This window comes from Dyadobacter koreensis (assembly GCF_900108855.1).
In the GTDB taxonomy this organism is placed as follows: Bacteria; Bacteroidota; Bacteroidia; order Cytophagales; family Spirosomataceae; genus Dyadobacter; species Dyadobacter koreensis.
In genome coordinates this window covers 281,348-297,355 of the sequence record NZ_FNXY01000008.1, presented here as the reverse complement: position 1 = coordinate 297,355, position 16,008 = coordinate 281,348, and the positions used below count along the sequence as shown (strand labels likewise).

The 16,008-nt window shown below is 42.2% G+C and carries 9 protein-coding genes; 6 read left to right on the top strand and 3 right to left on the bottom strand.

Annotated features, from left to right (window positions below; genetic code table 11):
* Positions 1-145 precede the first annotated feature (145 nt).
* Positions 146-1,492, top strand: coding sequence for a DUF418 domain-containing protein (locus BMY70_RS24660; RefSeq protein WP_090339539.1), 1,347 nt, complete (start codon positions 146-148; stop codon positions 1,490-1,492).
* A gap of 10 nt (positions 1,493-1,502) precedes the next feature.
* On the opposite strand, the gene BMY70_RS24655 is transcribed toward BMY70_RS24660, so the two are convergent.
* Entirely contained in the window at positions 1,503-3,323 is a 1,821-nt protein-coding gene (locus BMY70_RS24655; RefSeq protein ID WP_090339537.1) for an alpha-amylase family glycosyl hydrolase, read from the bottom strand.
* 187 nt (positions 3,324-3,510) lie between these two features.
* On the opposite strand from BMY70_RS24655, the gene BMY70_RS24650 reads away from it, so the two are divergent.
* The 5 genes from BMY70_RS24650 (at position 3,511) to rbp (ending at position 11,719) form a co-directional block, all read left to right on the top strand.
* Positions 3,511-5,121, top strand: a complete 1,611-nt coding sequence (locus BMY70_RS24650; RefSeq protein ID WP_229209764.1) for an aminopeptidase P family protein — start codon at positions 3,511-3,513, stop codon at positions 5,119-5,121.
* Positions 5,122-5,392: 271 nt separating this feature from the next.
* Positions 5,393-6,667, top strand: a complete 1,275-nt coding sequence (locus BMY70_RS24645) for a Gfo/Idh/MocA family oxidoreductase (RefSeq protein WP_090339535.1) — start codon at positions 5,393-5,395, stop codon at positions 6,665-6,667.
* A 63-nt stretch (positions 6,668-6,730) separates the two neighbouring features.
* Positions 6,731-10,177: a DUF1080 domain-containing protein gene (locus BMY70_RS24640; RefSeq protein WP_090339530.1), complete on the top strand. Its 3,447-nt coding sequence runs from the start codon at positions 6,731-6,733 to the stop codon at positions 10,175-10,177.
* A 144-nt stretch (positions 10,178-10,321) separates the two neighbouring features.
* Entirely contained in the window at positions 10,322-11,149 is an 828-nt protein-coding gene (locus tag BMY70_RS24635; RefSeq protein ID WP_090339527.1) for an ATP/GTP-binding protein, read from the top strand.
* 45 nt (positions 11,150-11,194) lie between these two features.
* Complete coding sequence (gene rbp, locus BMY70_RS24630) at positions 11,195-11,719, top strand: RNA-binding regulator (RefSeq protein ID WP_090339524.1); 525 nt, start codon at positions 11,195-11,197, stop codon at positions 11,717-11,719.
* A gap of 422 nt (positions 11,720-12,141) precedes the next feature.
* Here the strand turns inward: rbp and BMY70_RS24625 are convergent, their stop codons facing one another.
* Together BMY70_RS24625 and mutS are read right to left on the bottom strand one after the other, a co-directional pair.
* A complete protein-coding gene (locus tag BMY70_RS24625; RefSeq protein WP_090339522.1) occupies positions 12,142-13,332 on the bottom strand; it encodes a nucleoside permease in 1,191 nt (396 codons plus the stop codon).
* 53 nt (positions 13,333-13,385) lie between these two features.
* Entirely contained in the window at positions 13,386-16,007 is a 2,622-nt protein-coding gene (mutS, locus tag BMY70_RS24620; protein ID WP_090339519.1) for a DNA mismatch repair protein MutS, read from the bottom strand.
* Position 16,008 lies beyond the last annotated feature (1 nt).

Below are 16,008 nucleotides of genomic sequence, written 5' to 3'. Positions count from 1 at the left end.
CGGTATCAATAAACCTTTCATCTACATATAAACCGTCCAAGTACCGTTAAATAAGATCAGTTTAAATAATTGATATATAACGTTTTATATCATTAAATTCGATAATTACCCTCTTAAATTTTTTTCCACGCTAAACGTTTGAAAGATGGAAAGTAGCACTACTGTTGAGGTACTGACGACTGAATCTGCCCTTGCTCCAGTTTCTGAAAAGGAACGAATTCAATCGATTGACGTATTGCGGGGCATTGCACTTCTCGGAATTCTGCTCATGAATATTCCCAGCTTTTCGATGCCGAACTATTTTTCAGAATCGTTCAGGAGTAATCCCGGAGATATTAATTTCTGGGTCAGAACAGTTATCATAATCTTTTTCGAAGGCAAAATGAGAGCCTTATTTTCCATGGTTTTTGGGGCGGGAATTCTCCTTTTTATTTCAAAAAAAGAAAAAACCGCAATGTCGGCAACCTGGCTATTTTACAGGAGAATGGCTTGGCTGGTCGTGTTCGGATTAATTCATGCACATATTATCCTTTGGAGCGGAGATATACTCTATTCGTATGGGCTGATCGGGATGATAGCCTTTCTGTTTCGCAAAGCGGCGCCAAAATATCTTGTCTGGGGTGTGCCAATTGTTACAATTATCGGCTTTTTTACGAGTACTCAGTTTTATCAGGAAATAAGAACGAAACGGCTGGACTATCTGAAAGTGACAGCGGAAAAAAACGCAGGAAAAAAATTGACTGCTGCACAACTCAAAATCCTGACCGAATGGCGGGAAATAGAAAAGGAATTTATTCCCAATAAACAGGACGCCGTAGAAAATACCCGGATCATGAAATCGGATTATAAAACTATTGCTGCCAAAATCAGAAAAGAAGCATGGAAAGGGCAGACAACTTATTTTTTGTACCAAATTTCGGATCCCCTTGCACTGATGCTGTTAGGGATTGCCTTGTTCAAATGGGGGTTTCTGACGTGCCGATGGACAAGAAAGCAGTACATAAAAGTCGCACTGATCGGATACGGAATCGGCTTGCCGTTGGTGTTGTATGACTCTTATTACGCGTTTTATAATTTTCCAACCATGGCCGCAAGTCTGGCACATATGGACAGCCACCCGATAGTCTGGATTGACCTGATATACCCGGCGCAGCGAATATTTTTAGTTATGGCGCATGTCTCGGTCATTCTGGTTTTGTATAAAACCGGAGTTATCAGAAGTTTTCTGAATAGATTAGCTGCTGTCGGTCAAATGGCTTTCACAAATTATATCACGCATTCCGTGGTTTGCACGTTGTTTTTCTACGGTTATGGTTTAAACCAATTTGCCACATTTGAATATTATCAGATATTTTTTGTCGTATTCGCAATCTGGATTTTCCAGTTAATCATCAGCCCGATATGGTTACGAAATTTTTATTTCGGACCGCTGGAATGGTTATGGAGAAGTCTGACTTACTGGAAAATACAACCTATGAAAAAGCCGGCTTAGCCGGCTCCTACTATCCATAAATAACAAAACCTGAGGGCGGGATGGTGAGGCGAACTGCCTTGCCGTTCCTGACTTCAACATTTACCTCAACCGGACTTGGTCCCGACGCATACAGACACTTCATTCTGGAATTGATAGTGTGCAGTGTGCCGTCAATCGTCACATAAGCAATCAATTCATTTTCCGGATCGGTATTAAAAGCACAAAGAATTTCCTGATCATTGAAAATTCTTGACCACGCTACGATCGATTTCATTCTATCACCAAACATAACAGGAAAACCGAAGTCAGTACCGTTTCCTGAAATTTGTCTTAAATACTGGCGGCCTCTTCGCAACGGTATATGTTTGTTTCTGACGTCAATTATCTTGGCTATTTCAGGATACCATGTATTATTTTCCTTAAAAAAGTGAGCATTTTTGCTCCGAAAACCTCCAAAAGCACCTCCAAACATCGCTTCCCGAATATACCGGTCATTCCCGCCTTCACCATCAAAAGCTTGTTCGGTGCCGTAGTACAAACATGGAATGCCAAGCGAAGTAAGGTTAAGCCCGATCACTGCGATCAGAGAATCTGCTCCGGAATCATTGGCACAATAACGCGCCTTGTTATTTCCCTTCCTTACCTGGTCATGATCATCGAAAAGGGTAACTACTTTATTCCGAAACCAGATATGCGAATCCTTATGAACCAGCTCTGAATTCCTGAATAAACTAAAATATTCAGACGGATTCCGGTATCCCTTTACCATATATTCCATCTTGTCGGGTATGTCATCGATGCCAAGGGCGGCGTCCAAACCGGTTATTTCCAACGTATCAAAAGCTCTTGACCTTCCCCCGGTGATTTCACCGATCAGATAAAAATTCTCCTTGCCAACGGCCATTGTAAATTCTTTAATCACGGAAGCAAAATAACGGGTAGCGCCGGTTTCCATGTGTTTGACAGTATCAATTCTGAATCCGTCAATATCCGCAACGGCGATCCAATATTTATACGCTTTTGTCAGTGCGACCAATGCTTCGGAAGGGTGGAAATTATCGGTACTGCCGTTGCCATGATGGATATCTTTTAACGATTCAAAATCACCGTCGAGAAATTCCGGACTATCGTCCCAGTGAATTATTTTTCCTTTTCTGGTAAATGTTTCAAGCGTCTGAAGCTCCGACGGCCATATACCTGCATCCGGAAATTGATCTTCATCCATTGCAGAAAACGGAAGATTTGCAGAACCCGCCGCGTCACGAAATCCCTGGACAGGAAATATTGTTCCGTTTTGGTAATCTGGCTGACCTTTTTCGTAACCAAAAACATCACCGGAATGGTTTAAAATTATATCCAGAATTACATAAATACCATTGTCGTGTGCAGTTTTCACAACATCGATCAAATCCTGCGTGGTACCAAACCTGGGCTCAATTTCAAGAAAATCCTGAATTCCGTACCCGTGAAAAGTTTCCAACGATTTGACCTGCTTAAAAACCGGGCTAATCCAGATCGCAGAAATTCCTAATCGTTTTAAATATCCGATCTTACTTTCCAAACCTTTTAAAGTTCCGCCGACAAATTTATTTCCCGCTTCATTCCAGTTCGTCGCATCCGCCGCGTTTTGGATTGCATTTTCAAAATTTTCCGTGATAAAAGGCGGCGTCGTTCCTGATATAAAAACGTTTCCGGTATTATCAATAAACTCTTTCTCCTTTCCGTCCGAAAAGCGGTCGAGCAGCAAAAAATACAGTACCTGATCTTCCCAGGCTTGCGGTGAAGGAAAATAGTCAGGCTTGACCAGATTTTTAAAATCAATTTCTTGTAAAGATTTGAAATTCCCCATGTTGCTATGACTTTTTTAGTTCTGGCATATAGTCGTTTAAAAAAGGAAAAAAGAAAACATTTGAGTACATTCGAATTGGGTAAAAGAAAGAGCAAAACAACACTTTACTTAAATATACAACTTTTTGTACTACAATTACTTATAAAGAATTCACGAGAGATTAAGGAAAATTATTAGCCAGAAACACATGAAAAAAATACCACTTTCATTTGCAGCTTTGTTCATCGCCGCAGTAAACTGTCTTGCTCAGTTGCCCGTACCGACGGACTATCTCAGCAAAGATTTTCACAAAGGCCGCAGGGACGCGCTCAGACAAATGTTACCGGCAAATTCGGTCATGGCGATCTTCGCGTTTCCAACCCGGAATTTTTCCAATGATGTGGATTACAAATACCACGCGAATCCGGATTTGTATTATTTCAGCGGTTACACCGAACCAAGCTCGGTGTTGTTGATTTTTAAAGACATACAAAAGGATTCTGCCAATCAGCCGTATAATGAATTATTCTTTGTTCAGAAAAAGAATCCTCAGCGTGAACAATGGACAGGCAAAAGACTTGGTATCGAAGATGTTAAGGCGATGGGATTTTCTCATGTATATAACGCTGAGGACTTTGAGCGACACGTACCGAATCTTTCAAAATTCAACAAAATTATTTTCGAATTTCCGAAAGAGATTTCTGATAAAATAACACAAACAGATGATACTTACGATCTTGTAAAAATATTCCGCAAAAAATCTTCCCTGCCCGAAGATTTTGACGGAGAAGTGATGACTGATATTATGTCAATTTCGCAGTTTCCAATGCTGCTTAATTCGATTCCGCGTTTAACACAGTACTACAAAAATCTGGCGGATGAAAGTGAGCAGTACAAGAATAATACGTTCATAAAAAAGGTAATTAATCTCAAAGATTCGACGGAGGCAAAAGCGCTCTTGAAAGAAATGGATGATTCAAAATGGGATCCTGCGCTTTACAGCCTGTATACTAATAAGTTGAGACAAATCAAGACACCGGAGGAACTGAAGCTGATGCGTAAATCAATCACAATTTCTGCGCTGGCGCACAACGAGGCTATGAAAGCAGTCAGGCCGGGGATGTCGGAACTGGAATTGCAGGGCGTGCAGGAATTTATTCATAAAAAACTAGGTGCAGAATATGTCGGTTATCCGTCAATTGTCGGTGCAGGCGCGAATGGCTGCGTGCTGCATTACATTGAAAATAACGCAACCAACCTTGGCAACAAAATGGTGTTGATGGATGTCGGCGCCGAATATCATGGTTACTCTGCTGACGTAACCAGAACCTTTCCCGCGAATGGAAAGTTTACAACAGAGCAAAAACAGATCTATGATATCGTATTTGAGGCGCAGGAAGCCGTTTTTAAAATTTGCAGGGAAGGAACTACTTTTCAGGAAATCGAAAAAACAGCGCGTGATGTCATTACTAACGGGTTGGTGCGGCTTGGGATTTTGAAAGATGAAAAACAGAATCGACTTTATTACCCGCACGGATGTTCTCATTTCCTCGGTCTTGACGTGCACGACAAAGGACTTTATCACAAGCTGATTGAGAATATGATCATTACGGTTGAGCCGGGAATTTACATTCCTGAAAACAGCGACTGTGATAAAAAATGGTGGGGAATCGCAGTTAGAATTGAAGATGATGTTTTGATAAAAAAAGATGGTTTTGAAAATCTATCTGTACAAGCACCAAGAAAATCAGAGGAAGTTGAAAAAATGGCAGCTCAGAAAAGTTTTATTGATGGCCTGAAGATTGATTTGGTAAAATAAAGTTTTAAATCATACTGTATTAAATGAACAAAGCTGCAATCCTGGCGATTGCAGCTTTTATATTATTCTGCCAAATTTAAGATCAATACGCTGAAAAATAACACGTAAACAATTACGCGAAACAATTGTCGGATTATAAGTTCGCCCATAAAATTCGCGTGAATCGCGCCAACGTCATTGTTACATTCTAAATAATGTCATAATTTCACACGTATTTAATAAATTTATTTACAATCCTAAACATTTACATTTCCTAAATATCCCTTAACTAATGAAAGAAAAGAAAGGCACCTCTTCGTCCCGGCGGAACTTTATCAAAGGTTCGCTGGCGACGCTCGCCACATTTTCCATTGTACCCCGCCACGTCTTGGGCAAAGGCTTTATTGCTCCAAGTGATCAGCTGACAAAGGCAATTGTTGGTGTTGGTTCTATGGGCCGGGGCCACATTCCGTATGCCGGAACCAAGGTGGTAGCACTTTGTGATGTTGATAAAACCCATTTGGAAAAAGCTGTGGGTATGGTTGAAAAAGGAGTAAAAACTTTTTCTGATTACCGTGAATTAATCCAATTACCGGAAGTTGATATCGTACACGTTGCAACCCCACCTCACTGGCACGGGATCATTGCCGCAGACGCTGCCCGTGCCGGAAAGGATGTTTGGTGCGAAAAACCGATGACTCGTACCATTGGCGAAGGAAAACGTTTAGTGGAAGCAGTTCAGCAGCATGGAAGAATATTCCGTTTGAATACGTGGTTCCGTTTTGAGGATAATTTTTACGGTATGAAAACAACCGTGAAACCGATAAAAAAATTAGTTCAGAGTGGCATGTTGGGCTGGCCGTTGAAGGTTACGGTGAGCAAGCATACCGGTTTCGACTGGAAATTTTACTGGGTTGGAAAAACTGTCAACGAACCGCAGCCTGTGCCGGCAGAACTTGACTACGAAATGTGGCTTGGCCCAGCGCCGTACAAACCGTACAGCGCTCACCGCGTTCACCAGACTTTCCGTGGTTATTGGGATTATGATGGCGGCGGATTAGGTGACATGGGCCAACACTATATTGACCCGATCCAGTACTTCCTTGGTAAAGATGATACATCTCCAGTCAGTGTGGAAGTGGACGCACCGCAGCAGCATACGGAGGCAGTTGGAACGTGGAGACGTATTACCTACACCTATGCAGATGGTTGCCAGATCGTTCTTGACGGCGAAGCGAAAGATGAAAATGTAGCTTATATCGAAGGTCCAAAAGGTAAATTATATCCAAATTTCAGGTCGGATATTCCTGACCTTGAAAAGAAACTCGCTGCTTTCCCGGATCCTGAACCACAGGTTACCGACTTTGTTGAAGCGGTAAAAAGTCGTCAGAAATTTGCTTTAAATGAAGAAAACGGACACCGTTCCTGTACGCTGGTAAACATGGGCTTGATCGCACTTCGTTTGGGCCGTTCATTGAAATTTGATCCTGTAAAACAGGAATTTATTGATGACGAAGGTGCGAACCGTTTAATCGATCAGCCTATGCGCGGACCTTGGACTATGTAACTATTCAGATGTAATGATCTCAAAAAGAGAAAGCTACACCGTTTCATTCATTTAAAACAAATCATGAAAAAAATTATATATGCGCTGCTTGCAACCGGTATGTTCAATACGGGCGCAATGGCTCAATTAGATAAAAACAGAACAACATCAACCCGGATCGCTGACTTACTGGCTCAGCTTCCGGCTGATAATGCCACACAATTAAAGAAAAGCATGGATGAACTGGCTGAACTTGGAAAACCAGGTTTGGTTCAGATCGCAACGATGCTCGCAGCTCCGGGAAAAGGCGATGACAGCAAAGTACAGTATGCTTTGGGTGGATTTACATACTATTCTGCTCAGGCTGGAAAAGAAGCCTGGCGTAAAACTGCGGCCGAAGCTTACGTGGAAGCGTTGGCGAAAGTCGAAGCACCGGAAAGCAAACAATTTTTGATATATCAACTGCAAACTATTGGCAAAGACGAAGCAGTTCCGACTTTGGCAACTTTCCTAACCGACGAAAAATTATCAGGACCGGCAGCAAGAACACTGGCGAGAATAGGATCGGACGCAGCTGGAAAAGCTTTGCTGCAAGGTTTAACGAATGCAAAAGGAAATCCTCAGATTTTCATTACGGAAGCGCTGGGCGGAAGTCGCTATAAGGAAGCTGCTCCAGCTATAGAAAAAACGGCTACGAGCGACGATTTGAACCTTCGTAAAGTAAGTTTGTTCGCACTTTCTGAAATCGCAGTTCCTTCGTCGGAAGCAATTTTGGCGGCTGCCGCTAAAAAGGTAAACTATTTGTATGACGAAGCAAACTCAACCGCGGCGTATCTGAATTATCTGTCTCGTTTATCATTGACGGGCAACGCGCCAATCGCCGAAAAAGCTGCTTTATCGCTTGCGACTAACCTGGTTGATGCAAAACAAACGGATACCCGGTCTTCGGCTCTGAAAATTTATGCAGACAGCAAAAAAAGGGAAAGCGTCCCTGTCTTGGTGAAAGCTATGGAAAGCACTGATCCTGAGTACCGCGCTGCGGCTCTGAAACTGGGTCAGAAATATACGATGGCGGACGGAACAACACCCTGGCTTAATGCTTTGAAAAAAGCAAAACCAGAAGTTCAGGCAGAAATTATTTATATGCTGGGGCGTGCGGAATCAAAAGACGCATTATCAACAATTACTAAATCACTTGCTTCAAAAGATGAGAAGGTAAAATTGGCTTCGATCTGGGCGGCCGGAAAAATTGGCGGAGAGAGCAGCTTGCCTGCCCTACTTCCGATTTTGAAAAAAGGTAACGTGGAAGAAATCAAAGCAGTAAAAAATACGCTTCTTACTTTAAAAGGAAATTCTGTCGTTGATCAGCTTGCCACGGCGTTGCCTGGTATGCCGGTTACAGCGCAGCCAGCGGTAATTGATGTCTTGGCTGCGAGAGCTGCCAGTCCAAAGATGAGTACGGTTTCTAAGTTGCTGACAAGTGCTAATCCTGATGTGAAAACAGCTGCATTCAATGCGTTAAAATCATTGGCAACTTCGAATGATCTGCCACAGTTATTTACGCTTCTAAATTCAGTAAGCAGTGCAGAAGAAATTTCGGCTGTGCAAAAAGCTGTAATCACCGGTGTTAAAGGCTCAGGGAACACAACAGCGCAAAGTGATCTTATTCTTAAACAAATCACTGCATCTCCGGCCGACAAACAATCGCGTTATCTGGCAGTTCTGGCAAGTATCGGTGGAAATAAGGCGTTAAACGCGGTCGTTTCATCATATAATTCGGGCGATGCAATTTCGAAAAAAGCGGCGATCGCCGCCCTATCCAACTGGACTGATGCAAGTGCCGCGAATGAACTTTTGGCAATCGCTAAAAAATCTTCGGACGCTGACGATTTTAATCTTGCATTAACGGGTTTCGTGGCTGGTATTTCCAAATCGACAAAAACGCCCGTCAACAAAGTACTGATGCTTCACAATGCGATTGACATTGCAAAAACGGACGCTCAAAAAGAACTGATCCTAAAAGAGCTTGTGAAATATAAAACGTTCAATGCACTGCTTCTGGCTGGAAAATATCTGGACGAAGCAGGCGCAGTTCAGCAGGCTTCTGCCCAGGCTGTCATGAATATTGCTTTGGCAAACAAGAATTTTACCGGAGAAGAAATTCGCTCGTTATTGACAAAAGCCTCATCGGCGCTAAAAGGTCAGGATGCCGAATATCAGAAAGAGTCAATCCGCAAGCACTTATCAGAAATGCCGACAGGGGAAGGTTTTGTTTCTTTGTTTAATGGAAAAGACTTAACGGGCTGGAAAGGTTTGGTAGAAAATCCGATTGCACGTTCGAAAATGAGCGCTGATTCGCTGGCTTACAAACAGAAGAAAGCTGACGAAATAATGAAGTCGGGCTGGTCTGCAAAAAATGGTGAGCTCGTGTTTTCAGGCCACGGGGATAACCTCTGTACCGTAAAACAGTATGGCGATTTTGAAATGTTCGTAGACTGGAAAATCGAGTCAAAAGGTGATGCAGGAATTTATCTTCGCGGCACACCTCAGGTTCAGATATGGGATACCTCGCGTGTAGAAGTTGGTGCACAGGTTGGCTCCGGCGGTTTATATAATAATGCAAAAAATCCCAAAAACCCAACCAAACTCGCCGATAATGCGATTGGTGACTGGAATAATTTCCATATCACCATGATCGGCGACAGAGTAACGATTGAGCTGAACGGCGAACGCGTCGTTGACAATGTAATTCTGGAAAATTATTGGGATCGTAAATTGCCGATTTTTGTAAAAGAACAGCTGGAATTGCAGGCACACGGAAACATTGTTTACTACCGTGATATCTACGTACGAGAAATTCCACGCCCTGAACCTTTCGTACTTTCTGACGAAGAAAAAAAAGAAGGATATAAGGTTTTGTTTGATGGTACAAATATGCACGAATGGACCGGAAACACTACGGATTATACTAGTCAAAACGGCGAGATGGTTTTGGATCCAAAAGGTGGTGGAAAAGGTAATTTGTATTCAAAAGACCAATACAGTGATTTCATTTTCCGTTTTGAGTTCCAGCTTACGCCGGGTGCGAATAACGGTTTGGGAATTCGTACACCGATGGAAGGTGATGCTGCTTACGTAGGAACAGAGATTCAAATCCTGGATAACGACGCTGACATTTATAAGGATTTGAAAGAATATCAATATCACGGTTCGGCTTATGGAATCATTCCCGCAAAACGCGGATACCTGAAACCACTTGGCGAATGGAATTATGAAGAGGTATATCTGAAAGGATCAAAAATAAAGGTGACTTTGAACGGAACAGTAATCACGGAAGGCGACCTTGCAGAGGCCAGCAAAAATGGAACAGCTGATCACCGCGATCACCCGGGTTTGAAAAATACATCCGGATACATTGGATTCCTTGGTCATGGTTCGCCATTGAAATTCAGAAATATCCGTATCAAGGATTTATCCAAAACAACCGAAGCACCGGTTCAGAGCAAGAAAAAGGCAAAAAAGAAAAAGTAATATAGTTTTGCAGAAAATTTAAAAAAGTCCGGCCGCCTTTGTCCGGACTTTTTTCATGTTTTTTTATTTAGTTTTGGTATAACAATTTTATGATCAATTAGTATCAACGAATTATTCAACCAAAAGCTAATTCAAGACGAGCGTATGAAAACCAAAAACATTCTTTTCGCAGCATTATTATCTGCCATTGCATTTTCGACCCAGGCGCAAAATACATTAACCGAAATCTGGGCGACGGAAGCAACGATCCCCGTGCCTGAATCCGTATTTTACAGCGCGACTGACAAAATGCTTTATGTGGCACAGATTGATGGAAAACCAGGCGAGAAAGATGGAAAAGGTGCTATCGGTAAAGTCGGACCGGACGGAAAAATTGTAAATCTTAATTGGGTAACGGGACTTCACGCACCGAAAGGTATGGGCAAAATCGGCTCGAAATTTTATGTTGCCGACGTGACTGACATAGTGGAAATTGATTTTAAAACCGGAAAAATTTTAAAAAAATATCCCGTTGAAGGCTCCAAATTCCTGAATGACCTGACGATTGATTCCAAAGGAAATATTTACGTATCAGATTCGGATCTGCATAAAGTACATTTGCTGAAAGACGGAGTTGTTTCTACTTATTATGAAACGCTGACACGTCCGAATGGTCTGCTTGCAGTCGGTTCTGACTTATTGATTTTAGATAGCGGCGCACTAATCAGATTGGACGCTAACAAAAAACCGACAACTATTGTGGAGGGATTGGACAAAAGTACAGATGGAATTGAGCAGGTAAAACCGGGAGAATATATCGTGTCTTGCTGGGCGGGTGCTGTGTATTATGTGAAGGAAGGATCAAAGGAATTAATTCTTGATACCAGACCTCAAACCAGCAACACAGCGGATATTGGATATGATCCGGTGAAAAAGATTGTATATGTGCCAACATTTTTCAAAAATAGTGTAGTAGCATATCAGTTAAAATAAATATATTTAACAGAACAAAACAAAATTTAAAAAACAGGCATTTCTATGGACATTTTTGTTGGGAGTCTTTCTTTTAAGTTAAAGGAAAGCGAGTTGCGTGAAGCTTTTGAGAAATTTGGTGAGGTAAGCTCCGCAAAAATTATTATTGACAAAATTACACGTCAAAGCAAAGGGTTTGGGTTTGTAGAAATGCCTGATGAAGAACAGGCTAAACTAGCCATAAGTGAGTTGAACGGGGTCGAAATGTACGGTAGACCATTGGTTGTGAACGAATCGCAGAAAAAAGAAAGAACTCCTGGCGATCAGCCTAGAACGAATAGCGGCGGAGGTGACAGAAGTTCAAGCTTTGGAAGAAACAAACCAGCCGGCGGTGGATACAGCGGTGGCGGTGGAGGATATAGTGGTGGCGGAAACAGCGGCGGAGGATATGGTGGTGGAGGTTATGGCGGCGGAAGCGGCGGATATGGCGGAAAACCAAAATCTGATTACGGCAGGGGCGGTAGAGACGGAGATTACAAAAAAGGTGGCGGATCTAAAAGAGGTGATTCCAGAGACAGAGATGATTGGTGAGAATATCGAAATTCTTAAATATTAAAATGAAAAAGGTCACGGAGCGAATTCCGTGACCTTTTTCATTTTCGAAAACTTAATTTTCACGTTAAAGTAAACTTAAAAATTAGGTTTTGGCTCCTTGGGAGCATCCCAGATTTTTGACTCCTTGGGAGCCGCTTGTTTATAGAAACGAGGTTGCAGCTATGCTGCCGGCTCCGTAGGAGCCTCCTGGAATGTGCATAAATTTTTCATTCATTTAGCTAAAATAGACGGTCTCCGACAAGTTGAGAATTAATTTAAAAAAAATTGATTCTCTAAACTGAATATATCTGTGTCATCACTCATTTATCCGAAAGCACCTTGCTGTAAACAACGAAGACCGCGAAGTTATCTCCGCAGTCTTTGCCTTAAACTATTATTCTTCGCGTTAAACCAGAATTTTAAGCTTCCGCCTTCACTTTATTATCCTTAAAGAACAATACGAAAAGAACAAGTACCAGAGCTGCGATACCCGCCGGGACCATCCAGATGCTCGTCCAATCTTTGACACCATTCACAGTGTAAGTATCCGCTACAATACCAGCTATCCAGGATCCTATACCCATTCCGATACCGTAAGTAGCGATTGTAATAAGCCCTTGTGCCGACGAGCGATATTTTTCGCCTGCTTTGCTGTCTGTGTAAATTTGCCCTGTAACAAAGAAGAAATCATAACAAACACCGTGTAGTACGATTGCCATATAAAGCAGCCATTCGCTGCTTGCATCGCCATAACCGAATCCGATGAAACGTACGATCCAGGCGATAAGTCCTACGATCAATATCCACTTAACACCAAATTTTCGGAAAGCCAGTGGAATAAGCAACATGAAAACAACTTCTGAAACTTGCCCAAGCGACATTTTATTTTCAACATTTGTCATACCGGAATCAGTCAGAGACGGGTTTGCCATGGCATAATAAAATGACAACGGGATACAGATCAGCAAGGATGAAACAAAGAAAATAGCAAAAGACCGGTCTTTGAAAAGTTTGAATGCATCCAAACCTAAAATATCAGAAAAGGAAGTACTTGTATTTGGTTTTGGAGGCGTATTGGGAAGGAAAAAGGAATAAACACCAAGTACTGCGGCAGCGACCATCGAGATTTTAAAAATCATGACGCTGTCTCCAAATCCATAATATCCAATAATATTTGAAACGACGATCCACGCCACAGTTCCCATCACACGAATGGTTGGAAAATCTCTTTCGGTGTCCTTCACATGCTGCATAGCGATTGAAGTTGTCAACGCCATCGTCGGAGCGAATGTGATACAATATGCCAAAATTACCCAAAAGAAAGTATCTGCGTCTTTAATTCCAGTAATTACGTACAATAACGCAGCACCCGCCAGGCTTAACACACCAAGAACTTTCTGCGCTGCGAAATAACGGTCAGCGATCATGCCGACAAAAAATGGCGCGATGATCATCGCAATTGAAAAAGCTGCATAGGCACCACCCACTTGTACACCTGTTGCACCCAATTCATTAAACATGTACTTACTCATCTGGCCATACCACGAGCCCCAAATAAAATAGAGCAGGAACATCATGGCCATCAATTGATAACGCGTTAAATTTTTCATAAAAAAGATTAGGAGTTATTAAATTAGAAAGGTTGCAGCAAAGACTGCCGGTATTATTTTTTTTGAATCATTTTCTGGAATTCATTTAATTTTAAAAGTGCTTCAATCGGCGATAATGTATTTACATCAATCAGCGACAGGCTTTCTTTTAATTGTTCAAGCCTCGGATCTGTGGGCTCGAAAATGCTGAGCTGGAAATTGTTTTTTGGCATTTCCTTGATCTTTTTGGTATGCTTTTCTGCAACGTGATCCTTCTCAAGGTGATGCATAATTTCACTGGCTCTTAACACAATCGGTTGGGGCATTCCGGCAATTTGCGCCACGTGAATACCAAAGCTATGCGCACTGCCTCCCGGTTTTAATTTCCTTAGAAAAATCACTTTGTTATCAACTTCCTTTACGGCAACATTAAAGTTTTTGATGCGTGGAAAGTCCTCTGAGAGCTGATTTAGTTCATGATAATGGGTTGCGAAAAGCGTTTTCGGCTTTACCAACGGCTGGTTATGCAGATACTCTGTGATCGCCCAGGCTATCGAAACGCCATCGTATGTACTTGTCCCACGCCCGATTTCGTCCATAAGTACCAGACTTCGGTCACTTAAATTGTTAAGAATACTTGCCGTTTCTGTCATCTCGACCATAAACGTACTTTCCCCACGGCTCAGGTTATCACTCGCTCCTACCCTTGTAAATATTTTGTCAACAATCCCGATTGTCGCAGCTTTAGCAGGAACATAACAACCCATTTGCGCCATCAAAACAATTAATGCTGTCTGACGTAGCAAGGCCGATTTACCTGCCATGTTTGGTCCGGTAATGATGATAATCTGCTGCGTCTCATTATCCAGATAAACGTCATTCGGAACATAACTTTCACCCAGCGGCAGTTGCTGTTCAATCACAGCATGACGGCCGTCTTTAATATCCAGTATTTTTTCATCGTTAATAACCGGCTTGACATAGTTATTTTTCTTCGCAATGGAAGCAAAAGAGCCAAGTGCATCCAGTGACGAAATAATGATCGCGTTTTGCTGGATTGTGCCGACATATTCAGCAGCAGTCAAAATCAGAGCTGAAAATATGCGAAATTCGATCGCTGAAATTTTATCCTCAGCATTAAGAATTTTCTCCTCGTATTCCTTCAATTCCGGCGTGATGTAACGTTCGCAGTTAACAAGCGTTTGTTTGCGAATCCACTCTTCCGGGACTTTATTTTTATGTGAATTGGTAACTTCAAGATAATAACCAAAAACACGGTTGTAAGCTATTTTCAGAGAAGGGATACCGGTGCGTTCCATTTCTTCATTCTGCAGTTTCAAAAGAAACCCTTTTCCTTCACGGGAAATCGCGTGCAGTTCATCCAGTTCCGCATCGATACCATCTTTGATCATGCCGCCCTGATTAATCAACAGGGGCGCGTCTTCTCTTAATTCATTTTCAATTTTATCAATCAAAAAAGTACACAGATTGAGCTGATCGGCATATTTGCTCAACACAGCATAACTGGTATGCGTTGAAGCGATTTTGCTAAGGATCTCTTTAATCGGTCCGATTTGTTTCAGTGACTTTTTCAACTGTACCATTTCACGTGGGCTGATCCGGCGAACGGCCACTTTTGAAATCAATCGTTCCAGGTCACCGATCTGTTTCAGATGTTGGGTAATGGATTCATGCAATTCATCGTTTTGAAGGAAAAACTCAACGGTATTCAGTCGCTCTTCGATAGGTGACTTTTCTTTTAACGGTAAAACAACCCAGCGTCTCAATAACCTGGCGCCCATCGGTGTTACCGTCTGATCTAAAATCTGGATCAGTGGAACGCCGCCTTCCTGCTGAGGAAAAACCAGTTCAAGATTTCGGACCGTGAAACGATCCAGCCACACGTACTTTTCCTCTTCCAGCCTGGTTACACGGCTGATATGACTTACTTCCTTATGTTCTGTTTCTTTTAAATAGTGAAGAATGACACCGGCAGCGATGATACCCAGAGTTAAGTTTTCAATACCAAAACCTTTTAGCGTAGTCGTATTGAAATGTTTGGTAAGTTGCTCATACCCGTAATCATATCCAAAACACCAGTCTTCCAGCTGGAAAGTATGAAACTTACCGCCAAAAAGCTGATTGAATTCCTGTTTATGTTTTTTACAAAAAAGCACCTCCGACGGAGTGAAACCTTGAAGCATTTTATCCACATAAGCAGCATTGCCCTGCGCAGTCATAAATTCTCCGGTAGAAATATCCAGAAACGCAATTCCAAACGAATCGTCAGAACCTACATGCACCGCAGCCAGATAATTATTTCTGCGCGTATCAAGCACATTGTCATTCATGGAAACTCCCGGTGTTACCAGTTCCGTAACTCCGCGTTTCACAATTCCTTTCGCTGTAGATGGGTCTTCCAGCTGATCACAAATGGCAACACGTTCGCCCGCACGAACCAGTTTTGGAAGATAATTATCCAGCGAATGGTGCGGAAAACCGGCAAGTTCCTCGTGCGATCCGCCGTTGTTGCGACGCGTCAAAACAATACCAAGAATTTTGGATGCACGAATCGCGTCTTCTCCGAATGTTTCGTAAAAATCGCCAACCCGAAACAGAAGTAACGCGCCGGGATACTTGGCTTTTATCTGATTATACTGTTTATTAAGCGGAGTTTCTTTTTGTTCCTTTGCCAAC